The following is a 22,208-nucleotide window of genomic DNA, read 5'->3' on the forward strand; positions in this document are numbered from 1 at the left end:
AGGGCGCGCCCGCTCACCAGCCGTCGACGCTCCAGTGCCAGGGCTCGCTCGGCAGGTTCTGCAGGCCGTAGTCGGCGGCGTGCTCGGTGAGCCAGGCGAACGCCGGCGACCCGGCCCGCAGCACCGCGCCGCCGACCGTGAAGTCGAGCGCGAGGCCCCGCTCGTGACGGGACGTCCCCGGCGGCGCCGTCTGCGGCCGGCACGTGACCACGGTCGGGTCAGGCTCGGTCGGGCTGCAGTTAGCCGCCCGCAGCGCGATCTGCTGGCTCGCGCTGCGCCAGCCCCAGGCGTGCAGCTCGATGCCGTCTCCGAGCGCCGCGGTCATGAGGGCGTCGAGCGAGTCGGCCAGGCAGGGGTGGACGCGGACGCCGAACGCCGTGACGACCGTGTCCGCCTCGGGCACCGGCGCGTCCACGTCCGCGCAGTCGGTGGCCACGCGCCCGCTGGTCATCAGCTCCGCCGGGACGTCGACACGCCAGAGCTCCTGGCCCGTGGGGGCCCGCAGCAGCAGCGCACCCTCCTCGAGCTGCAGGCTCGCGCCGTGGTTGCCGGGCGTGGCGCTGTCCCACAGGACCGAGCCGTCCGCCGCGGTGAGCACCACGTCGCCGTCGTCCCGGACGGCGAGGGCGGCGGCACCCGCGACCGGCGCGCTCCACACGGCGGTGCCGTCGTAGGCGAGCGTGAGGCCGTCCGCGCCGAGCGCCAGCCGGAGGTGCCCGTCGGGCGAGCCGAGCTGCTGGCCCACCGCGAGCGGAACGCCGACGACCAGCGACGACGGGCCGATGACCGTCCCCGTCGACCACACGACCGCGCCCGTGGGGTCGTAGAGCACGAGATCGCCGTCGTCCTGCAGGACCAGCGACGCACCGGGGTGACCGGCCGTGCGGCTGCGCCAGGTCCGGTTGCCGTCGGCGTCGGTGACCACGAGGTTGCCGTCCTCGCGCAGCGTGAGCGTGGAGCCCGGCCGGTCCGTGCCGGTGGACCAGCGCGTCGCGGCGTCGGGACCGAGCAGGGCGACGTCCCCGTCGTCGAGCACGACGAGGATCTGGCGTCCGTCCGGCGACGAGAGCGCCTCGCCCGGCGCCAGGCTCGAGCCGGCGGCGAGGATGGACGGCCGCACGGCGGTGCCCGAGTCCCACAGCTGCGTCCCGGCGGGGTCGAGCACGACGACGTCGCCGTCGTCCTGCAGGACGAGTCGGGACCCGGGGGTCGCGGTCAGGTCCGGACGCCAGCCGACCGTGCCGTCCCGAGACGTCAGGGTGATGTCGCCGTCGACGCCCACCACCAGCTGCGACCCGGGGAGCGCCGGACCGGCGACCCATCGTGGGTCGGGGTCGTCGCCGAACAGCGCGAGGCCGCCATCGGCCTGGACCACGAGCGTCTGCGAGCCGTCCGGCGAGACGAGCGCCTGCCCGACCGCGAGCACCTCGCCCGGGCGCAGCTCGCCCTCCCCGGCGGCCGCGCTCGCGCCGGGGGCGACCAGGACGGTGCCGGCGAAGACGAAGGCGCTGGTCAGCGCGACGCGGAGCGCGAGGTGCGCGTGCACACCTCGTGCCGGGCCGACCGCAGAGCCACGTCGGGACACCCTGCCCACTCCTTCATGGGCGCGGGCGGGGCCGACGACGGCCCCGGTCCGCGCGCACGTCCACTTTAGGCCGGTATGACCGGGATCACACGGGTGAAGGCGTGGCGCCGGAGGTCGGGGGCTCGACGGGCGTGGGCGGCCAGCTCAGCCGACCGCTGACGCTCGCGGTGGTGTCGGGGCGGACCTGCACGAGCTGGTAGTCGACGAACCGGCGCGAGGCGGGGTCCCAGCGCAGCACGGTCATCTCCGCGATGCCGTTCAGCGGCCCGACCGTGGGCTGGCCGAGCGTCGCGCCCGCCGTGCTGGAGCTGATGTAGCGCACACCGAGCCCCTCGCGCTCGGGTCCGTACCGCTTGTGCAGGTGGCCCGAGATCTGCGCGGGGACGCAGCCGCTCTCGAGGGCGGGCTGGCCCACCGCCGGCGTGTGGATGAGCAGGAGGTCCACGCCGTCGGAGTCGTCGCACGCGACCTCGGCCAGCCGGTCGGCCTCGTCGTCGGCCGACTCCTTGCCGGCCAGCGCCGTGCCGCCCGCCCCGACCCGCGTCTCGTTGGGGTCGCGGTCGCCGAGGATGCGCAGGCCGTCGACCTCGACCACCTTGCCGCCCAGGACGGTCGCGCCCGCCTTCGCATAGTTGGTCGAGGTTTGCTGCGAGTCGTGGTTGCCCGGCGACGTCACCAGCTCGACGCCGTCCGGGATCGCCCGGGCGAACGTGGTGACGCAGTACTGCTCGACGGACGTGCCGTTGAGGGTGGTGTCGCCGGCGTCGAGCACCAGGTCCGCCTTCGACCGGAGCGCGAGGGTACGGATGAGGGGGGCCATGCCGACGTTGCAGTGCAGGTCGGAGACCAGGACGACCGTGACCAGGTCGGACTCGTCGACGGCGGTGGGGGTCGGGGTCGGACTCCCGCTCTCGCTCCCGCTCGGGCTCGGGTCCGGGGTCGCGGTCGGCTGCGCGTCCGCCCACGCGTCGAGGGTCTCCTGCCGGTCGTCCCACGCCACCTTCAGCGATGCGTTCGCCTCGTCGTAGAACTTCTGGTTCTTGCGCAGCTCGGCGACGACCTGCCCGCCGTAGGTGTCGATCACGCCGCCCAGCCGGCCCGTGACGCGCGCGCCCTCGAGCGGGGTGCCGTCGAACACCGCCGACGCCGGTGCCGAGTCGGTCGGCTGGTCGCGCTGCCCGAGGCTCGACGTCGTGACGGTCCCGACGAGCACGACGGCCACCACCCCGACGGCCACGGGCCGCGCGTACGGGTGCAGGCGGACCCGGAGCTCCTCGCGCCGGACCGCGCCGAGGAGCCCGCGCGCGAGGAACCAGGCGCCGAGCAGGACCACGAGCGCCAGCGCGGTCCGCTCCAGCGCGTCGGTGACCAGCGCCCGGGCGACGTCCTGCACGGTCGCCTGCGGCCCTGAGAAGAACTGCAGGTAGCTCTGCAGGTCACCGCTGAGCGCCTGGAGGGTCCGCGCCTGGTCGAGCTCGGTGACGGCGGCCGGGATCTCCTGCACCGTGACGCGCACCCCGAGCGTGAGCGGGAGCGGCGAGTCGATCTGCAGCGTCCCGAGCGGCCCGAGGTCGACGGTCACCGTGTCGTCCGTCGTGACGTCGTACCGCGCCTCGTGCGGCCCGAGGCTGCCCTCGACCGACGCGGTCGTGATCCCGAAGACGAGGGCGACGAGCACGGCACCGACCGCGAGGAGGGCGCGCGGCCACCATCGACGCTCGACGCCCGGTTCCAGGCCGCTCGGGTGGCTCATCGCCCCCGAGCCTATGCGGGGCGGGCCGGATCAGGACTGAGCGTCGCGCCAGGCCACCCACTCGGCGGCCAGCGAGAGGTCGTAGTCCGGACCGCTGGCGCCGATCGTGAACAGCGTCGCCCCGGCGGCGACGAGGGCGTCGGCCACCTTCTCGGGCGAGACCCCGACCCCGACCGACCGCTCGACCAGCGAGCCCGTGTCGCGGCCGACCTCGGCGCCGTGCTCGTCGAGGATCGCGCTCTTGCGGGTCAGCGTGCCGACGTCCCCGAACGAGTGCCACACGTCCGCGTGCTCCGCGACGACACGCAGGGTCTTGCGCTCGCCGCCGCCGCCGATGAGCACCGGGATCTCCCGCGTCGGGGTCGGGTTGGACGCCGCCCAGCGCGCCTTGATCCGCGGGAGCGCCTGCGCCATGTCCGCGATCCGCGCGCCCGCGGTACCGAACTCGTAGCCGAACTGGTCGTAGTCCTTCTCGAACCAGCCGGCGCCGATCCCGAGGATCAGCCGGCCGCCGCTGATGTGGTCGACGGTCCGGGCCATGTCCGCCAGCAGCTCGGGGTTGCGGTACGAGTTGCACGTGACCAGCGCGCCGATCTGCACGGTGCTCGTCTGCTCAGCCCAGGCGCCGAGCATGGTCCAGCACTCGAAGTGCTTGCCGTCCGGGTCCCCCGAGAGCGGGAAGAAGTGGTCCCAGTTGAAGATGATGTCGACCCCGAGGTCCTCCGCGCGGCGGACCGCGTCGCGGATCTGGGTGTACTCGGCGTGCTGGGGCTGGAGCTGGACTCCGATGCGGAAGGGGTGCGTCATGGTGTCGAGCCTACGGACGGGTCCGGGATCGGGCCGTGCGAGAAGCGGTCAGGAACTGACCTGTTCCGCAGGGATGCTGGTGTTCACGCCGATACAAGGAGGTCCCCATGGACATGAAGCTCGAGCTCGTCTCCGTCCCCGTCAGCGACATCGACCGCGCGAAGGCGTTCTACGTCGACCAGGTCGGGTTCGTCGCCGACCACGACGTCACCGTCGACGAGACGCTCCGGTTCGTGCAGCTGACTCCGCCGGGCTCCGCCTGCTCGATCGTGCTCGACGTGACCATGACGTCGATGCCGCCCGGCGCGCAGCAGGGGCTGCAGGTGGTGGTCGACGACGCCGACGCCGTCCACGACCTCCTGGTCGCTCGCGGCGTCGAGGCCGAGCCGGTCGTGGAGTTCCCGTGGGGACGGTTCACGTTCTTCACGGACCCCGACGGCAACCGCTGGGCCGTGCAGCAGATGATCCGTACCTCCTGATCAGCGCGCGTCCGCCGTCGCGGCGATGAGCAGCCCCGCCGCGGCGCGGACCTGCTCGATCTGCTCGAGGGTCAGGCCGAGCCCGTCGACCATCGCGGCCGGGATGCCGACGGCGTCCTGCCGCATCGCGCGGCCGGCGTCGGTGACGACGATGTCGAGCGCGCGCTCGTCGTCGGCGGACCGCTCCCGGCGGACCAGGCCCATCGCCTCCAGCCGCTTGACCAGCGGCGACGCGGTCGCCGGCTCCAGGTGCAGCAGCGCGGCGAGCTCCTTGAGCGAGAGCCGCCCGTACTGCCAGAGCGCGAGCATCGCGAGGTACTGCGGGTGCGTCAGCCCGAGCGGCTCGAGCAGGGGCCGGTAGAACGCGACGAGGCTGCGGGCCGCCGCGGAGACCGTCAGGCACACCTGGGCCTCGACGGCGAGGGGATCGTCCATGCCCGCATGGTAGATCGTGTGCATATAGTTAGGGCACGAACTACCAAGGAGACACGAGTGCCGAAGAAGCGTCGCCGCGACGTGACCGAGTGGTTGGTCACCTACCTCGGCCCCGCGCAGGTGGGCAACATCCGCGGGCCGCGCAAGGCCCTCACGGACGACGAGCGCGCCCGTGACGCCGAGCTGCAGCAGGGGTTCGAGCGCGTCGTCGACGCGAACGGCCGGTCGTTCCTGGTGCAGCGCCCGGCCGCCGGGGCCTGACCCTCAGCCGCCGGTTCCGCCGCTCTCCTGCACCGGCACCACGTGCCAGAACCTCCAGCCCGCAGGGACGACGTCCCAGGACGGGTCCGGCCGGAACCGGGGCGTCGGCTGCCACCCGGGCGGCGGCGCGGGCCAGGTGGGCGGCACGCAGAACTCCGTCGCCACGTGCTCCGGGAGCTCCCCGCGCTCCCACGACTCCCCGTACAGCCCGACCCGCTCGTTCGCGATCTTCTGCGCCAGGGCACCGGAGATCCCGACGGCCAGGGCGAGGGCGGTGGACGACACGAGGATCGTGTCGTCGTCGTCGGAGACCCACCAGACGGTCAGCGCGATGGTCCACGCGACGACGCCCAGCACGGCGACGACGATCCTTGCGATGCCGACCCGGGCACGGCCGGCGTGCGCGCGGACGGCTCGGCACGTGAGCACCGCGACGACGACGGGGGTCGCGATCCCGGCCGCGACCGCCACGCCGGCGAACGTGAAGGACCGGTACGGGTGGTGCCTTGCCGCGAGCGCCCGGGTCTCGCCCTCCGCCTCCGCGTCGGTGATCTGCGACCACAACCGGTAGAAGACGACCGGGATCACCAGCCACCCGACCATGACGAACGACGTGGCCACCAGCCACCCGAACGTCTCGAGGGGCGAGCGCTGGTCGACCAGCCGGGCGGTCGCCGGGAGCACCCGCACGGTCGGCAGCGCGCCGTGTGGGCTGCCCGCCCGCCGCGATCGCATCGCCCGGACCAGCCACGCCGCACGGGCGGCCGCGAGCAGCACGGTCAGCGCGATGAAGCCGTAGTCGCTGGGCAGCGCCCCGCCGGACAGCAGCAGCCGGCCCGTGTAGGGGTCGAAGGCCCAGAGCCGCAGGAAGAACGCGCAGACGAGCAGGACCCCGAGCATGCTCAGCGCCAGGTCCAGCGCGGTCTCGGTGGGCTCCGCGCACCCGGCGTCGCGGAACACCACCCGCTCGCGGGCGTAGATGCCGGTCGCCCGCGGGACGTGCCAGGTGGACGTGGTCCGCCTCAGGTCGGGCGCGTCGCAGAGGTTGAAGAGCATCCGCTTGACCCGGAACACCGTCGACATCGGCCTCAGCACGACGTACGCCGCGAGGAGCATCAGCATGGCGAGCACGAGCAGCCCCGAGAGGCCGACGTCCCGCGCCGCGGTCACCTGGTCGACCAGGCCGGCGGGAGACAGCGTCGTCGAGAAGGAGAGCAGCCGGTCGACCATCCGCGTGAGCGCCTGCTGCTGCTCCCCCTCGAGCGCGTTGACGTTGAGGATGTACGCGACGACGTCGGCGCTCGCCCCGACCAGGACCCGCGTGACCAGCAGCCCGGCGATCGCGGACAGGACGAGGACCGACTTCCAGGGGATCGGCTGGAGCGCGGCCCGGTAGTCGGCGATCATCTGGCGGGTCCGCAGCCCCTGCTCGTCGAGCTCACCCAGCGCGGCCTGGCGCGCGTACGTCCGGGACAGCGCGTCCACCGACCGGGTCACGTGCCGGACCACCAGGATGCGCAGCCCGAGGGTCGGCCGCGGGAGCCGCCACCAGCTCGCGCACGGTGCCGATCCCGGTGGACGGGTCCGGACCCAGACCAGCCCGTGCAGCTCCTCGGCCGCCCGCACCACCCGCGCGTACTCGGCGAGGAGCGCGCGCACGTCCGCGTGCCGGGCATCCGACGCCGTCCGAACGACGTCCTGCGCGTCGAGGACCATCCGAGCACCCCCTGCGGATCGACCCGTCCGGGCGGCGACGACGCCACCTGGACTCATCTCAGGAGCGGCGCACGTCGCCGGAGATACCGGTGGGTGGCCGTACGGGCGGCGCGCCGCGCGGCAGACGTGGGCGGGCACGGCCGGAGCGTGCCAACCTCGACCCATGGCATCCGGCGAGACCGCAGGTCAGGTCGTGCAGGCGTACGTCTCCGTGCAGGTCGAGCACCTCCTGGCCGCCGTGCCCGGGCTCCGTGACGAGGACGACGAAGCGGTGCACGCCGCCCGGGTGTCCACCCGCCGGCTCCGCGCGGCTCTGTCCGTCTACCGACCGGCGCTGGACCGGACCGTCACCGACCCGCTGCGGGTCGAGCTGGCGGACCTCGGGCACGTGCTCGGCGCGGCCCGGGACGCACACGTCGTCCAGCAGGTCCTCCTGCGCCGGATCCTGCGCGAGGACCCGGGTCTGGTGCTCGGGCCCGTCCTCCAGCGCGTGGACGAGGACCGCGCCGCGGCGCGACAGCTCGCCTTCGACGAGCTCGAGACGTGGCTGGCGTCGGAGCGGTTCGGTGCGCTGATCGAGGGTCTCGGCGGCGAGCTGGCCACCGGGCCCCGCGCGGACGAGCCCGGCGCCCGGCTCGTCCGCCGGCGTGCGCGCCAGGCCTGGGCCGGCCTCGACCGCGCGGTCGCCGCAGCCGAGGCCGCACCGGCCGGCGACGAGCGCGACGACGCCCTGCACGAGGTCCGCAAGGCGGCACGCCGGGCCAGGTACGCCGCCGAGATCGCGCAGGAGTACGTCGGCAAGCCCGCGCGGCGCAGCGCCCGGCGCGCACGCGACCTGCAGGACCGGCTCGGCGCCCAGCATGACGGGGTGGTCCGGCGGGAGACGCTGCGCCGGCTCGCCCTGCAGGCGGAGCTCGACGGCGAGAGCACGTTCACCTACGGCCGGCTGCACGCCCTCGAGCAGGTGGCCACCGACGAGGCAGAGCTGGCGGCCGGGATGTCGGTGGACCGGGCGACCGCGCGCCGGCACCGCCGCTGGATGGACTAGGCCGGTCCGGCGTCGCCCGGGCGGTGGTTGTGGCCCAGGCTCTGCAGGAACTTGGGGCCGGTGCGCGCCAGCTCGGCCTCGTACGCCGCGGACCAGGTGCCGTACGGCGAGCCCGCCAGCGCGTCGTTGGAGAACCGCGGGTCCGACGTCAGCTCGGTGACGCAGAACTCCGGGATGGTCAGGTCGGTCACGGGGCCGCCGCGCTCGACCTCGGCGACCACCAGGGGTGCGTTCGCGCCGGCGAAGGTGTCGACCACCCAGCCGTCGTCGCCCAGCCACACCGAGTGCCGCGTCTTGGCCACGCGCGAGCCCCCGCGGCGGACCAGCTCGAGGCCCACGGAGACGTCCAGCTCGCGCTCGGCCTCGTAGCGGGTGCCCTCGTTCATCGGCCCCTTGACCGTGATCGCGCAGAACTCCATCTGGTCCGCGTACCGCTCGAGGATCTCGAGCTCGTCCAGCCCCGGCTCGAGCACGAGCCCCGCGACGGTGGCCTGCACCCGCACGCGGATGGCGAAGCCGCCGTCGGCCAGCACGTAGCTCTGCACGATGAGCGCCGGGGAGGCGTCCAGCAGGTCGGCGGGTACGTCCCGCGCCCAGAAGCGACGCTCGAACTCGAAGTCGCCGTACCCCGTGTCGCTCACGCTCCGAGGTTATCGGTCAGTCGGTGGTCACGGCCTCGAGCACGGGCAGACGCGCCGCGCGCACCGCGGGCCACAGGGCGGCCACGACGCCGACGACCACCGCGAGGGCGAGCATGAGCGCCAGGCTCGACCAGGGGATCGCGAGCGTGCGCAGCCCGACGTCGGCGAAGACGGTGGGCAGCGTGGCCGCGAGCGCGACCCCCAGCACCAGCCCGACCGAGGTGCCGAACACCGCGGTCAGCACCGACTCGAGGGTGATCGTCGTGCCCAGCTGCAGCCGACCCAGCCCGACGGCGCGCAGCAGCCCGATCTCCCGCGTCCGCTCGATCACCGACAGCGCGAGGGTGTTGATGATGCCGAGCACCGCGATGACGATCGACAGCCCGAGCAGCGCGTAGAGGATGACGAGGACGCGGTCGACCTGCGCGGCGAGGTCCGAGACGAACTCCTCGCTGTCCATGACGGAGACGACGACGTACGGGCGGACGACCTGCGTGAGCTCGCCCCGCAGCGCCGCGACGTCGGCTCCGGCGGCCGCGGTGACGAACACCGTGGTCACGCGCTGCTCGTCGGGCGGCAGCAGCTGGTCGAGCACCGCCTGGGACACGACGAACGGCACGCCGAACGCGGGCGAGTCGATGACCGCCCCGATCGGGAGCGTCTGCGCGCCGGTCGAGCCGACCAGCGTCAGCGTCTGGCCGAGCACCCAGTCCTCGTCGTCCATCGTGGTCCGCTGCACCGCGAGCTCGCCCGCCGCGAGGGCGTCGGCGAACGAGCCCTCGACCACCCGCGTGCGGATGCTGCGACCGACGGCCGTCGGATCGATGCCCGTGACCACGAACGGGTCGCCGTGCACGAGGACCGAGCCGGTGGCGAACGTGTCCGCCGCGCGGACGTCGGGCAGCGCCCGGACGTCCTCGACCGCCTGCGCCGGGACGGTCCCCTGGGCCGCGCCGCGCAGGATGTAGTCGGTGGTGGCCTCGCGCGAGACGATCGCGCTGGTGGACGCCTGCGTCGTGGCGGCGATGACCGCGGCGGCGCCGACCAGCGCCATCCCGATCATCAGCGCCCCCGCCGTGTTGGCGGTCCGGCGCGGGTTGCGGGTGACGTTGCCGCGCGCCAGCGGGCCGACCGGCCGCCACCGGACGACCGGCACCGAGAGCACCCGGAGCATGCCGCGCGCGAGCACCGCGGACGCGGCGAGCACGCCGAGGACCACCCCGGCCGCACCGAGGCCCAGCAGCGCGCCGGCGTGGTCGGCGGTCGGGTCGACCATCGCGACGGCGATGGCGGCGCCGCCCACCAGCACGAGGACGCAGCCGACGACGGCCCGCCGGCGCAGCGGTCGCTCCGGCACGGACACCTCGTCGCGCAGAGCCTCGACCGGGGGCACCAGCGCGGCACGACGTGCCGGCAGGGCGGCCGCCAGCACGCTCACCAGCGTGCCGACCAGCACCGACACCACCAGCGTGAACCCGTCCAGCGGCACCCGGCCGGTCAGCTGCATCCCGACGCGGCCGAGCACGGAGCGCAGGAGGACGACCAGCCCGAGGCCGCCCGCCACGCCGAGCACGGACCCGACGACGCCGACGATGGCGGCCTGCAGCACGATCGAGGAGAACACCTGCAGAGGCGACGCACCGACGGCCCGCAGCAGCGCAAGCTCCCTGGTCCGCTGCCGCACCCACATGGAGAACGTGTTGGCGATGATGAAGCCGCCGACGAACAGCGAGATCCCGGCGAACACCAGCAGGAACGTCGTGATGAACCCGAGCACCGTGAGGATGTTCGCGGTGGCCTCCTTGCGCACCTCGTCGCCGGTCACGGCCTCGGCGGGGGTCGACGACGCCGCGGCGACGGGCCGGATCCGGTCGACCAGCTGCTGCTCGGTGAGCCCGTCCCCCGCCTGCACGGAGATGGTGGCGACCGTGCCGTCGGGCGCGTAGGCCGCGACCGCCGTCGCGGGGTCGACGAAGACCACGGTCGCGCCCGCCAGCGCGGCGCCCAGCCCCATCTCGCCGACCACCGTCACGGGCCGGACCTCACCGCCGATCACCACGCTGGTCGCGTCGCCGATCGACAGCCCGGACGCGCGCAGGGTCGCGGACTCGACGGCGATCTCCCCCGGCCCATGCGGCGCACGCCCCGCGACGACGTGCGCGGCCCGGTCCCGCGGGTCGTAGGCGAACCCGAAGCTGGGCGCCTGGGTGCTCTGCACGGCGGTGCCGTCCGCGCCGACGAGCACGAGCGGGCCCTGCACGTCCGGCAGCGCCGCCGCGACGCCGTCGACCGCCTCGAGCTGGTCGACGAGGGTCAGCGGGACCGGGTTGCGGGTCACGGGGCTGATCCGGTCGGGCCCTCCCGTGCCGCCGGCGGGCTCGGCGCCACGGACGTAGGCGTCGCCCAGCGTCGTCGTCGCGATGATGTCCGTGAACGTGGACCCGAGCATCGTGCGCAGCGCGAAGGTGCCCGCCACGAAGGCGACCCCGAGCGCGACCGCCAGCACCGAGAGGCAGAACCGTACGAGGTGCGCCCGGACCCCGCGCAGGGCGACGCGGACCATCAGGACGAGCGTCTCGAGGTGAGCGCCGTCAGCGCCGCGAGCACCGTCTCGGCCGTCGGGTCCCGCAGCTCGCCCACCAGCCGGCCGTCGGCGAGGAACAGCACCCGGTGCGCGTACCCGGCCGACGTCGCGTCGTGCGTGACCATGACGACGGACTGGCCGAGGTCGTCGACGCTGCGCCGCAGGAACCCGAGCACCTCGGCGGCCGAGGAACTGTCGAGGTTGCCGGTGGGCTCGTCCGCGAAGACCACCGCCGGTCGCGCGACGAGGGCCCGGGCGCAGGCCACCCGCTGCTGCTGCCCGCCGGAGAGCTCGCTCGGCTTGTGGTTCAGCCGGTCCGTCAGCCCGAGCGTCTCCACGACCAGGTCGAGGTGCGCCCGGTCGACGCTCCGGCGCGCGATGTCGAGCGGCAGGGTGATGTTCTCCAGCGCGGTCAGCGTCGGCACCAGGTTGTAGGCCTGGAACACGAACCCGACCCGAGTCCGCCGCAGGGCCGTCAGCCGCCGCTCGGACAGGCTGCTGACCGTCACGCCGTCCACCACGACGGTGCCCGACGTCGGCCGGTCCAGGCCCGCGAGGCAGTGCATCAACGTCGACTTGCCCGAGCCCGACGGCCCCATGATCGCCGTGAGCTCGCCGCGGACCAGGTCGACGTCGACCCCGTCGAGGGCCCGCACGCTCGTCGTGCCGGCGCCGTAGACCTTGACCAGGTCGCGGGCGGAGGCGATCGCACCGACGGTCGCGGGGATGGTCATCGGGGGTGTTCCTCCAGGTAACGGCGTCGGTTGCGTCCGATCGTCCCCTGTGACGCTCACCACCGCGAGCCCTCTCGCGGGGTCCGGTGTGAGAGGGTAGGGACACCAAGGGCTGCGCGAACCTGCGCGCCCCGCGTCGTGGAGGTCCCCCGGAGCACCAGCTCTGGTTGCTCTGGCGGCGGACCCCGACCAAGCCCGAGAGGCTCTATCTGTGACTTCCTTCGCCGACCTTGGCGTGCCCTCTGCCCTGTCCGCCGCACTGACGGCCCAGGGCATCACCTCCCCCTTCCCCATCCAGACCGCGACGCTGCCCGACTCGCTGGCCGGCCGTGACGTGCTCGGCCGTGGCCGCACCGGCTCCGGCAAGACCCTCGCGTTCGCCCTCCCGCTGGTCGTGCGGCTCGCCGCCACGGCGGGCAAGGGCAAGGCCCCCCGTCGGCCCCGCGCCCTCGTGCTGGCCCCGACCCGCGAGCTCGCGTCGCAGATCGACGCCACCATCGCCCCGCTGGCCAAGGTGATGGGCCTGAACACGACCGTCATCTTCGGCGGCGTCTCGCAGGGCAAGCAGGTCTCCGCGCTCAACGGCGGCATCGACATCGTCATCGCCTGCCCGGGCCGCCTCGAGGACCTGCTCAACCAGAAGGCGCTCACGCTCGACGGCGTGGAGATCACCGTGCTGGACGAGGCCGACCACATGGCCGACCTCGGCTTCCTGCCGGGCGTCAAGCGGATCATGGACAAGACCCCGAAGGTCGGCCAGCGTCTGCTCTTCTCGGCCACCCTGGACAACGGCGTCGACCAGCTGGTCAAGCGGTACCTGACCTCGCCCGTCGAGCACTCCGTCGACAGCGCCGAGTCCCCCGTCGCCGCCATGACGCACCACCTGTTCGAGGTGCGCGACGCCGACGCCAAGAAGCTGGTCGTCCACCACCTGGCCTCCGGCACCGGCCGCCGCGTGCTGTTCATGCGCACCAAGCACCAGGCCAAGAAGCTGGCCAAGCAGCTGACCATGGACGGCATCCCCGCCGTGGACCTGCACGGCAACCTCGCCCAGGGCGCCCGCGAGCGCAACCTCGAGGCGTTCTCGTCCGGCGCCGTCCGCGTGCTCGTCGCCACCGACATCGCCGCCCGCGGCATCCACGTGGACGACATCGAGCTAGTCGTGCACGTCGACCCGCCGGCCGAGCACAAGGCGTACCTGCACCGCTCGGGCCGCACCGCGCGCGCCGGGTCCGGCGGCGACGTCGTCACGATCGTCCTGCCCGAGCAGCGCGGCGACGTCCGCCAGCTCACGCGTGCGGCCAAGATCACCGCGACGCCGAAGCCCGTCTTCCCCGGCGACGCGACGCTCACGCGCCTCGTCGGCGAGGTCGCCGCACCCGTGAAGTACGTCGCGCCGCCCGTGACCGCCTCCAACGGCGGCGGCAACGGTGGCGGCGGTGGTGGTCGCGGCCGTGGTCGCGGTCGCGGCGCGGCCCCCGCCGCAGCCGGCGCGCCCACGTCGGCCTCCGGCCAGCGTCGCCGTCGTGGCGGCAGCGGCCGCGGCAGCAGCGGCGGCGGCGCCGGCGCGTCGAGCTCGGGCGGCCCCCGCGTCGTCTACTCGCGCGGCTGACGTCCCCGCAGATCAGAGGCCGGTTCGACACCCGTCGAGCCGGCCTCTGGCGTATCCCGGGACCGTGGCACCATGATGGGCGGAGCGTCTCCGACCCCCCGGGAGTGACCATGCCCGACCGTTCGGCCGCCTGATGGCGATCATCTCCCGCGGGTTCCGCGGCAAGCGCGAGGCGGACCCTCGCATCCCGCCCGGCCAGTACCTCGAGCGCGGCTTCCCGGTCCTGTCGGCAGGCCCGACGCCCCGCGCCGACCTGTCCACCTGGACGTTCTCGATCACCTCCGGCGGAGCGACCCGCAAGACCTGGACGTGGTCGGAGCTCACTCACCTGCCGCACGACGACATCGTCAAGGACATCCACTGCGTCACCAAGTGGACCAAGCTCGACTCGGCGTGGCGCGGCATCTCGCTGGACACCCTGCTCGAGGGCGTCGAGATCGACCCGGCCGAGCAGTACGCGATGGCGCACTGCGACGGCGGATACACGACGAACGTGCCGCTGGTGGACCTGCGCGACGGGAAGGCCTGGATCGCCTACCAGTACGACGGCGCTCCCCTGCCGCCCGAGCACGGCGGACCGGCCCGGCTGCTGATCCCGCACCTGTACTTCTGGAAGTCCGCGAAGTGGGTGCGCAGCCTCGACCTCATGACCGAGGACACCTGGGGCTTCTGGGAGCGGCTCGGGTACCACGCGTACGGGGACCCGTGGAAGGAACAGCGGTACTGGGGTGACTGAGACCCTCTACGCACTCCCCTGGATGGTCGCCACCCTGGTCGCCCGCACCGCCGAAACCCCCACCGCGATGACCCTCGAGCTCGACGTCCCCGGCTGGCGCGGTGCCCTGGCCGGTCAGCACGTCGACGTCCGGCTCACCGCCGAGGACGGGTACTCGACCCAGCGGTCCTACTCGCTGGCGTCGGCCGGCACCATGGGGCTGCCCGGGATGCCCCCGGACCCGACGGCGCACGACCCGCGCATCGCGCTCACGGTCCAGGTGGTCGACGACGGCGAGGTCTCCCCCTACCTGACCGAGGACCTGCAGGTCGGCGACGAGGTCGAGCTCCGCGGACCGGTCGGGAACTGGTTCGTGTGGCAGCCCACCGACCCGCACCCCGTGCAGCTGGTCGCGGGCGGGTCCGGGCTGGTCCCGCTCATGTCGATGCTCCGCACCCGGCGCCTCGCGGGCAGTGTCGCGCCGTTCCGGCTGGTCGTCTCCGTACGGTCGCCGCGCGACGCCATCTACGCCGACGAGCTCGAGGCGCTCGGCGCGGACGTCGAGATCACCCGGGTGTGGACCCGGGAGGGACCGCCGGGCTGGACGGGCCGGCTCGGGCGGGTCGACCCCGAGCTGCTGACGACGGCCTGCTTCCCTCCGGACGAGCGCGCGCACGTGTTCGTCTGCGGGCCGACGCCGTTCGTCGAGCTGGTGGCGGACACCCTCGTCGACCTCGGCCACGACCCCGAGCGCATCCGGACCGAGCGGTTCGGTCCGACAGGGCCGTAGGCCCCGCGGGGTTCGTCAGCCGGTGTTCTGGAGCCCCGCCGCGACGCCGTTGACGGTGAGCAGCAGCAGCCGGCGGAGCTCGTCGGCCTGCTCCGGGGCGTCGCCCGTGCGCAGGCCACGCAGCGCGCGCAGCTGGAGCAGCGACAGGGCGTCGACGTACGGGCTGCGCAGCTGGACGGCCCGGCCCAGGATCCGGCGGCGGGACAGGATCGCGTCGCTCTCGGTGATGGCCAGCACCCACTCGCGGGTCAGGGCCATCTCCTCGAGCACCAGGTTCGCGAGGTCGTCGCGGTCGCCGAGGGCGAGGTAGCGCTCCGCGATGCGCTCGTCCGTCTTGGCCAACGACATCTCGACGTTGTCGATCATCGTGGCGAACAGCGGCCACTGGGCGTAGGCCTCGCGCAGCTCGGTCAGGTCGTCGACGGCCGCAAGCGCGGTGCCCAGGCCGTACCAGCCGGCCAGGTTGATGCGGGCCTGCGACCAGGAGAACACCCACGGGATCGCGCGCAGGTCGTCCAGGGACTCGACCGAGAGGCCGCGTCGGGCGGGCCGCGAGCCGATCGGCAGCATGCCGACCTCCTCGAGCGGCGTGACCTCGGCGAACCACTGCGGGAACCCCGGAGCCTTCACCAGCTCGTGGAACCGGACCCGCGACGCCTCGTCGAGCTGCGCGAACAGCGGGGCGAACCGCTCCGTCGCCGCCGCGTTGTGCCGCTCGACGGACGGCGCACCGGCCAGCAGCGTGGCCGCCGCGACCTGCTCGATGTGCCGCGCGGCGATCACCGGGTCGCCGTACCGGGCGAAGATGACCTCGCCCTGCTCGGTGAGCTTGAACCGGCCGTCGACCGAGCCCGGGGGCTGCGCGAGGAGCGCGCGGTTGGCCGGGCCGCCGCCGCGGCCGAGCGCGCCGCCGCGGCCGTGGAACAGGGTCAGCACGATGTCGTGCCGCTCGGCCCAGTCGGTGATACGGCGCTGGGCCGTGTCCAGGGTCAGCGTCGCGGAGACGGGTCCGACGTCCTTCGAGGAGTCGGAGTAGCCGAGCATGACCTCGACGCGGCGGCCGTTCTCGGCGAGCCGGCGCTGCACCTGCGGGAGCGCAAGGGCGCCCTCGAGGATGTCCACCGACGCCTCGAGGTCCGCGAACGTCTCGAACAGCGGGATCGCGTCGATGACCGGCGCGTCGACGCCGGCGAACGCGATCTCGGCCAGCTCGTAGACGGCCGCGAGGTGCTCGGCGGACTGCGTGAACGACACGATGTAGCGCCGCGCGGCCTTGATGCCGAACCGGCGCTGCACCGTCCCGATGGCGCGGAACGTGTCCAGGACCTCGACCGTGCGGGGCTCGAGCGTGCCGTCAGCGCCGTTCTTCGCGAGGTCCGCCAGCGCGCCGGCGTGCACCTGCGAGTGCTGACGCACCTCGAGCTCGGCCAGGTGGAACCCGAAGGTCTGCACCTGCCAGATCAGCCGCTGCAGGTCGCCGTACGCCGACCGGGGCGCGCCCGCGGCGGCCAGCGAGCGCTGGACGACGTCGAGGTCGGCCTCGAGCTCGCTCGCGGAGCCGTAGCCGAGGTCGGCGTTGCGGGTCCGCGTGGCGGCGATGCGCTCGGCCAGGAAGTAGACGACCCGGCGGTGCGGCTCGTTGGGCGCGTCGCCGGCGATGCGGGCGGCCAGCGACGCCGACAGGCCGCGCTGCTTCTGCCACAGCGCGCTGAGCTCGGGCGACGCCGGGGTGCCGGACGCGGCGAGCGTGAGTCCGTGGGCGGTCTTGCGCGCCGACGACTCGAGCTCGATCAGCGCGTGCTCGGACGCCATAGCCGCGGCTTCCTCGGTGATCTGCGCCGTGACGTTGGGGTTGCCGTCGCGGTCGCCGCCGATCCACGTGCCCAGGCGGGCGAACGACCGCACGGCCGGCGCGGTAGTGCCCGCGGCGTCGGCCAGCAGCCAGTCGTCGAGCCGGCGGTACACCGCGGGCAGCACGTCGGCGAGCGTCGACTCGAACACGTTGATCACGGTCCGGACCTCGTCCAGCACCGACGGCTTGGCCTCGCGCAGCGGCGCGGTCCGCCAGAGCGTGTCGATCTCCCCCAGCAGGCGCCGGTCGTTCTCCGCGAGCGACATGCCGCCGATGTAGCGCAGGTCGCGCTCGGCGACGAGCTCCGCGATCCGGCGGATCGCACCGGAGACCGCGCGGCGGCGGGCCTCGGTGGGGTGCGCGGTGAACACCGGGCGGAACTCGAGCTCCGCCAGGCGCTGCCGGGCCACGTCCTCGCCCACCTCGTCGGCCAGCTGGGCCACGGCGGCGGGCAGCGAGTCGTCGGGCGCCAGGTGGTGCGGCAGCAGGCTGGCCTCGCGCTCCCGCAGGACGCGGACGCGGTGGTACTCCTCCGCCGTGTTGGCCAGGTGGAAGTAGCACGTGAAGGCCCGCGCGACCTCTTCGGCCCGGGACATCGTGAAGCCGGCGACGAGCGCCTCGGCCTGGGCCAGCGCCTCCGCGTCGGGACCGTTGTGCGCCCGGATGGCGAGCTCGCGCAGCGCCTCGACGTCGGCCAGCAGGTCGTCGCCGCCCGCCTCGCGCAGCACGCGGCCGAGGAACTCGCCCAGGACACGGACGTCGTTGCGGAGCGGCTCGGGAACCTCGTGGCTCGCGAGGCTCTGCGCAGTGGTCTGCGTGGCGTCGCTCGGGGGAAGAGGTGCGGTCACGGGCCAAAACTAGGGCACGCAGCCGGATCTGGTCCCGTGCGTCCAGGCGATGGGCAGTGTGACGTAGTCGACCCCGCCGCGGCGGGTACGGTCGGGCCATGGCAAAGACGCCGCAGGAGACCGACGCCGCATGGCATGCCGCCTGGTCGGCCCGGGACGTGGAACGGGCCGCCGCGCTCTTGCATCCCGAGTACGCCCTCGTGCTCGTGCACCCCGCCCCCGCGCGCGTCGCCCGCGCCGAGTGGCTGGCCACGCTGCCGGTCTACGTCGTGACCGGGTGGGACACCCTCGAGTCGGCGTGGGACGTCCGCGACGACGTCGCCGTGCATCTGCAGAAGGTGGACATGGTCGCGTCCGTGGACGGCGTCGACCGCAGCGGGATCTTCGTCCTCACCGATACCTGGCTGCGCACGTCCGACGGCTGGCAGGTCTGGCGTCGGCACTCGACGCCCCTCCAGGCCGGCGTGATGCCGCGGCCGGAGGCGGGCAGGTCGTCCTGACCCGCCCGCCCCGGAGCCGTCAGCAGAATGTGTACACGTACCCGCTGGTGCCCTTCGGCACGACGTCGCGGTCGCGGTAGATGACGCTCGTCGACGCCCCGCGCGCGGCGCAGGCCCTGGTGAAGTTCGCGGTGCCGCCGTTGTCGGTGTACTCGATCTCGTACACCTGCGTGCCGTACACCGACGTGAAGTCGTCGCACTCGTCGTAGACCTGGCACTCCTCGACGACGGCGAAGTCGAACCCGATGGCCTTGCCCTTCGACGCCAACGACGAGTCGTTCTTCTGCGCGATGGCCAGGCCGTCCGCGTGCGCCCTCGTGGCCAGCAGCCGGGCGAAGTCGATGTTGTTCTGCTGCGTCAGCCGCTTGCCGCTGCGGCTGTAGCTGTCGAGGTTGTCAGGCTCGACCGCGTTGAACCCGTCGGCCTTGCAGCCGTCGATCCAGCCGCCGACGACCGCCAGCAGCTTCGTCCGCTTCGCCGCCGTCGACGTGTCCAGCAGCATCTCGTCCCAGGCGCTGTCGATCACGTACGACCCGTTCGCCTTCTTCAGCAGCAGGTCGTCGTGGTGGGTCTTCCACCAGGTCGCGTCGTCGGGCTGCGTCTGGAACGCGTTCACGTAGCAGACGTTGTACGAGCCGGACGCGGGCGCGTCGAGTCGGTCGCGGTCGACGATCCTCACGGTCGACGACGGCGTGTAGGCGCCGCCGATCTGGTAGTCGAACTGCCCGTTGGCCGGCGGCAACGGGACGGACGCGGCCGAGCCGGCCGACGCGCACGCGCCGACCAGGAGGGCCGCGCCGGACAGGATGGCGACGGCGAGGCGCCGCACAGGGGTGCTCATCGGAGACCTCCAGGGAGTCGCGGCGCTGTTCGTCACTCGGCCGGCGCCCCTCGGCGTCCCGGACGTGGCTCGGCGTCCCCGCCGGCCAGCAACCACGGTCGAGAACGTTGTAGCGCACGCCTCCTGCGGTGGCGCAAGAGGTGCGCAGAACGGCTGCGCGTTTGCCTCACCCGCGCACCGCGAGCGCGAACGGCAGGACGGCGGACGCCCCGGCCCGACGCAGCTCGCGCGCGGCCACGGTCATCGTCCAGCGGCTGTCGACGAGGTCGTCGACCAGGAGGACAGGACCCGCCGGGAGCGCGAGCGCGCTCGCGTCGAACTGTTCCCAGACGCTCGCCAGCCGGAACGCGCTGTTGCCCCCGGGCTCGCCGCGCGGGCCGTCGTCGCGCAGCGCGAGAGCGCCCGCGTACGGCAGCCGGCCGATCTCGGCGAGCCCCCGCGCGAGGGAGTCGACGAGCTGGGGGCGCCGGCGGGATGGCAGGGCGACGACCGCCACCGGCCGCTCGTCCCAGCCCCACTGCGCGAGCACGCGGACGCAGCCGTCGAGCATCGCGCGGGTGACCGGCGCGTCCCCGGCGCCGGCCGCGAACACCTCACGCAGCGCGGTCCCCCAGCCGAGGTCGGTGAGCCGCGCGAGCGCGCGCCCCTCGAGAGCCCGCTCCTGCTCCGCGATGCGACCGCGCACCGGCAGGCCCAGGCGGTCCGCACCGACCGGCCACTGCACCCGCGGCTCGATCGGCACGCCGACGCGGTCGAGCGACCGGTCCGCCGACGCGGCCGCACCCGCCACCACGTCCCGCGGGTACCAGGCGCCCGCGCAGCTGTCGCAGCGCCCGCACGGCGCGGCCGTCTCGTCGTCCAGGGTGCGCTGCAGGAACTCCATCCGGCAGCCGTCGGTGCGCTCGTAGTCGAGCATGTGCTGCTGCTCCGCCTGGCGTGCCGCGGCGATGCGCTCGTAGCGCTCGGTGTCGTACGTCCACGGTCGCCCGGTGGACACCCAGCCGCCCTGCACGCGGCGGACCGCGCCGTCCACGTCGAGCACCTTGAGCAGCAGCTCGAGCGGCGTGCGGCGGATGTCCACCAGCGCCTCGAGCGCCGGGGTCGACAGGGGCCGGTCCGACAGCTCCGCGATCACCCGTTCCGCCCGGTCCTGGCTCGGCATCGATGCCGTGGCGAAGTACCGCCAGATGTCCGGGTCCTCCGTGCCGGGCAGCAGCAGGACGTCGGCGCTCGCCGTCGCTCGGCCCGCGCGTCCGACCTGCTGGTAGTAGGCGACCGGGGACGACGGCGCCCCGAGGTGCAGCACCCAGCCGAGGTCCGGCTTGTCGAACCCCATGCCGAGCGCGCTCGTGGCGACCAGCGCCTTGACGGTGTTGGCCTTGAGCGCGGCCTCGGCGTCCTCCCGGTCGGCCGGGTCCGTCTGGCCGGTGTAGGCGCGCACGTCGTGGCCCGCCTCGCGCAGCAGCCGAGCCGTGTCCTGGGCGGCGGCCACCGTCAGCGTGTAGATGATCCCCGACCCCGGCAGGTCGCCCAGGTGGCTGAGCAGCCAGCCGAGCCGCGTCCGCGCGTCGGGCAGGCGGAGCACCCCGAGCCGCAGGGACGCACGGGCCAGCGGTCCGCGGATGGTGAGCACGTCGACGGCGCCGTCGTTGCCCAGCTGCTCGGCGACGTCCGAGACCACCCGGCTGTTCGCGGTCGCCGTCGTCGCCAGCACCGGGACGCCGGGCGGCATCGTCGCGATGAGGTCGCGCAGCCGCCGGTAGTCGGGGCGGAAGTCGTGACCCCAGTCGCTGATGCAGTGCGCCTCGTCGACCACCAGCATCCCGAGCCGGCGCACCAGTGCCGGCAGCTGGTTCTCGCGGAACGACGGGTTGTTGAGCCGCTCCGGCGAGACCAGCAGCACGTCCACCTCGTCGGCGGCGAGCCGGGCCAGCAGCTCGTCCCACTCGTGGGCGTTGGTGGAGTTGATGGCGACCGCCCGGACCCCCGCGCGCTCGGCGGCGGCGACCTGGTCGCGCATCAGCGCCAGCAGCGGCGAGACCAGCACCGTCGGACCGGCGCCGCGCTCGCGCAGCAGCATCGTGGCGACGAAGTACACGGCCGACTTGCCCCAGCCCGTGCGCTGCACGACGAGCGCACGCCGGTGCTCGTCGACGAGCGTCGCGATCGCCTCGTACTGACCCTCGTGGAAGTCGGCCGCGTCGTTGCCGACCAGGCGGTGGAGCACGGCGAGGGCAGCATCACGGGTGGGTGGGGTCACGCGCCCAGCCTGCCAGCGCCGGCCGACACCCGGCGCCGGTCGATCCCTGGCCTGTGCATGCCCGGGTCCCCGGCACGAACTAGGGGGGTGCCCTGATTCCGCGACGGGCGGGTCGCAGGAGGTTGGACGTATCAGAACCGCACCGAGTGGCTCCACTCCTATAGCTCCACCAGCACGACCCCGCACAGCCCGAAGGACCGCGTCATGCCCACCGCGACCGCACGCCGCCGAGCCCACCTCGAGACGGTCATCGAGTTCGAGATGGAGCCCCACCCGGTCGACCTTCCCTCGCACGACCTGGGCGCGCGAGCGCTGCGCGTCCGCCGCCTGCTCGGGATCTCGGGCGCCGTCATCGGTGTCCTCGTCGCCGGGGTCATGGCCGCGGGCATCGCGTCGTCACCCGCGACGACCACGCCCCCCGCGACGGCGCACACCCTCGAGGCGAGCCGGACGCCTGGCGGGACGTCCTGCGTCCTCACCGCCGCCACCCCGACACGCCCCGGGGAACCGCACCTGCGGTGCGCCGTGCCGACCCCGGGCTCGTCGTCGGCCGAGGTCGCCATGCGCGCCGCCGACGACGCGGCGGCGGCCCGAGCCCGGGCGTGGGCGCAGACCCACGGTCCCGGCACGGGCACGAGCCGCCGCGGGAACGACCTCAGCTGGCCCGCGTCGAGCCAGCGCCTCTGGGTGCCGTGAGCGGCTGGGCCGACCGAGCGCCCCGCTCGGCGGGCGACCACCCGAGGTATC

Annotated in this window: 19 protein-coding genes; 8 read left to right on the forward strand and 11 right to left on the reverse strand. The window is 73.9% G+C overall.

Annotated features, from left to right (window positions below):
- Positions 1-13: 13 nt before the first annotated feature.
- From AC1DWH_RS04160 to AC1DWH_RS04170, 3 genes are all read right to left on the reverse strand, one after another.
- The gene (locus AC1DWH_RS04160) at positions 14-1,585 is read right to left on the reverse strand and encodes a D-alanyl-D-alanine carboxypeptidase family protein (RefSeq protein WP_477092591.1); all 1,572 of its coding nucleotides are present in this window, start codon (positions 1,583-1,585) and stop codon (positions 14-16) included.
- Positions 1,586-1,670: 85 nt separating this feature from the next.
- Entirely contained in the window at positions 1,671-3,338 is a 1,668-nt protein-coding gene (locus AC1DWH_RS04165; RefSeq protein WP_477092592.1) for a metallophosphoesterase family protein, read from the reverse strand.
- 30 nt (positions 3,339-3,368) lie between these two features.
- Entirely contained in the window at positions 3,369-4,145 is a 777-nt protein-coding gene (locus AC1DWH_RS04170; RefSeq protein ID WP_456847463.1) for an LLM class F420-dependent oxidoreductase, read from the reverse strand.
- Positions 4,146-4,252: 107 nt separating this feature from the next.
- Between AC1DWH_RS04170 and AC1DWH_RS04175 the strand changes: the two genes are divergently transcribed.
- Positions 4,253-4,624 (forward strand): VOC family protein, encoded by a 372-nt coding sequence (locus AC1DWH_RS04175; protein ID WP_477092593.1) that lies wholly within the window; start codon positions 4,253-4,255, stop codon positions 4,622-4,624.
- On the opposite strand, the gene AC1DWH_RS04180 is transcribed toward AC1DWH_RS04175, so the two are convergent.
- Positions 4,625-5,059 (reverse strand): MarR family winged helix-turn-helix transcriptional regulator, encoded by a 435-nt coding sequence (locus AC1DWH_RS04180; protein WP_456847461.1) that lies wholly within the window; start codon positions 5,057-5,059, stop codon positions 4,625-4,627.
- Between the two features lie 57 nt (positions 5,060-5,116).
- Between AC1DWH_RS04180 and AC1DWH_RS04185 the strand changes: the two genes are divergently transcribed.
- Positions 5,117-5,320: a hypothetical protein gene (locus tag AC1DWH_RS04185; protein ID WP_477092594.1), complete on the forward strand. Its 204-nt coding sequence runs from the start codon at positions 5,117-5,119 to the stop codon at positions 5,318-5,320.
- A gap of 3 nt (positions 5,321-5,323) precedes the next feature.
- On the opposite strand, the gene AC1DWH_RS04190 is transcribed toward AC1DWH_RS04185, so the two are convergent.
- Positions 5,324-7,036: a hypothetical protein gene (locus AC1DWH_RS04190; protein ID WP_477092595.1), complete on the reverse strand. Its 1,713-nt coding sequence runs from the start codon at positions 7,034-7,036 to the stop codon at positions 5,324-5,326.
- 163 nt (positions 7,037-7,199) lie between these two features.
- On the opposite strand from AC1DWH_RS04190, the gene AC1DWH_RS04195 reads away from it, so the two are divergent.
- Positions 7,200-8,084: a CHAD domain-containing protein gene (locus tag AC1DWH_RS04195; protein WP_477092596.1), complete on the forward strand. Its 885-nt coding sequence runs from the start codon at positions 7,200-7,202 to the stop codon at positions 8,082-8,084.
- Here AC1DWH_RS04195 and AC1DWH_RS04200 read toward each other — a convergent pair.
- The 3 genes from AC1DWH_RS04200 to AC1DWH_RS04210 are packed head-to-tail and all read right to left on the reverse strand — an operon-like array spanning position 8,081 to position 12,043.
- The gene (locus AC1DWH_RS04200) at positions 8,081-8,725 is read right to left on the reverse strand and encodes a CYTH domain-containing protein (protein WP_477092597.1); all 645 of its coding nucleotides are present in this window, start codon (positions 8,723-8,725) and stop codon (positions 8,081-8,083) included. The two genes, AC1DWH_RS04195 and AC1DWH_RS04200, sit on opposite strands and share 4 nt — an antisense overlap.
- A gap of 16 nt (positions 8,726-8,741) precedes the next feature.
- A complete protein-coding gene (locus tag AC1DWH_RS04205) occupies positions 8,742-11,288 on the reverse strand; it encodes an ABC transporter permease (RefSeq protein ID WP_477092598.1) in 2,547 nt (848 codons plus the stop codon).
- On the reverse strand, positions 11,288-12,043 hold the full coding sequence (locus tag AC1DWH_RS04210; protein ID WP_477092599.1) for an ABC transporter ATP-binding protein: 756 nt from the start codon (positions 12,041-12,043) through the stop codon (positions 11,288-11,290). The genes AC1DWH_RS04205 and AC1DWH_RS04210 overlap by 1 nt, the downstream gene beginning before the upstream one ends.
- Positions 12,044-12,254: 211 nt before the next feature.
- Between AC1DWH_RS04210 and AC1DWH_RS04215 the strand changes: the two genes are divergently transcribed.
- From AC1DWH_RS04215 to AC1DWH_RS04225, 3 genes are all read left to right on the forward strand, one after another.
- Complete coding sequence (locus AC1DWH_RS04215) at positions 12,255-13,655, forward strand: DEAD/DEAH box helicase (RefSeq protein ID WP_477092600.1); 1,401 nt, start codon at positions 12,255-12,257, stop codon at positions 13,653-13,655.
- A 133-nt stretch (positions 13,656-13,788) separates the two neighbouring features.
- The gene (locus AC1DWH_RS04220; RefSeq protein WP_477092601.1) at positions 13,789-14,391 is read left to right on the forward strand and encodes a sulfite oxidase-like oxidoreductase; all 603 of its coding nucleotides are present in this window, start codon (positions 13,789-13,791) and stop codon (positions 14,389-14,391) included.
- Positions 14,384-15,160: a ferredoxin reductase gene (locus AC1DWH_RS04225; RefSeq protein WP_456847260.1), complete on the forward strand. Its 777-nt coding sequence runs from the start codon at positions 14,384-14,386 to the stop codon at positions 15,158-15,160. Before AC1DWH_RS04220 ends, AC1DWH_RS04225 begins: the two co-directional genes overlap by 8 nt.
- 15 nt (positions 15,161-15,175) lie before the next feature.
- Here the strand turns inward: AC1DWH_RS04225 and AC1DWH_RS04230 are convergent, their stop codons facing one another.
- Positions 15,176-17,860: a phosphoenolpyruvate carboxylase gene (locus tag AC1DWH_RS04230; protein WP_477092602.1), complete on the reverse strand. Its 2,685-nt coding sequence runs from the start codon at positions 17,858-17,860 to the stop codon at positions 15,176-15,178.
- Between the two features lie 98 nt (positions 17,861-17,958).
- Between AC1DWH_RS04230 and AC1DWH_RS04235 the strand changes: the two genes are divergently transcribed.
- Complete coding sequence (locus AC1DWH_RS04235; protein ID WP_477092603.1) at positions 17,959-18,360, forward strand: YybH family protein; 402 nt, start codon at positions 17,959-17,961, stop codon at positions 18,358-18,360.
- Between the two features lie 19 nt (positions 18,361-18,379).
- On the opposite strand, the gene AC1DWH_RS04240 is transcribed toward AC1DWH_RS04235, so the two are convergent.
- Both AC1DWH_RS04240 and AC1DWH_RS04245 read right to left on the reverse strand, forming a co-directional pair.
- Positions 18,380-19,201 carry an endo alpha-1,4 polygalactosaminidase gene (locus AC1DWH_RS04240; protein WP_477092604.1) on the reverse strand — a complete coding sequence of 274 codons (822 nt, stop codon included), beginning with the start codon at positions 19,199-19,201 and terminating at the stop codon, positions 18,380-18,382.
- A 166-nt stretch (positions 19,202-19,367) separates the two neighbouring features.
- A complete protein-coding gene (locus AC1DWH_RS04245) occupies positions 19,368-21,461 on the reverse strand; it encodes a DEAD/DEAH box helicase (RefSeq protein WP_477092605.1) in 2,094 nt (697 codons plus the stop codon).
- A gap of 204 nt (positions 21,462-21,665) precedes the next feature.
- Here AC1DWH_RS04245 and AC1DWH_RS04250 point away from each other — a divergent pair, with 204 nt between their 5' ends.
- Entirely contained in the window at positions 21,666-22,157 is a 492-nt protein-coding gene (locus tag AC1DWH_RS04250; protein WP_477092606.1) for a hypothetical protein, read from the forward strand.
- Positions 22,158-22,208 lie beyond the last annotated feature (51 nt).

It is taken from the genome of Cellulomonas sp. P2_F12 (assembly GCF_056403775.1).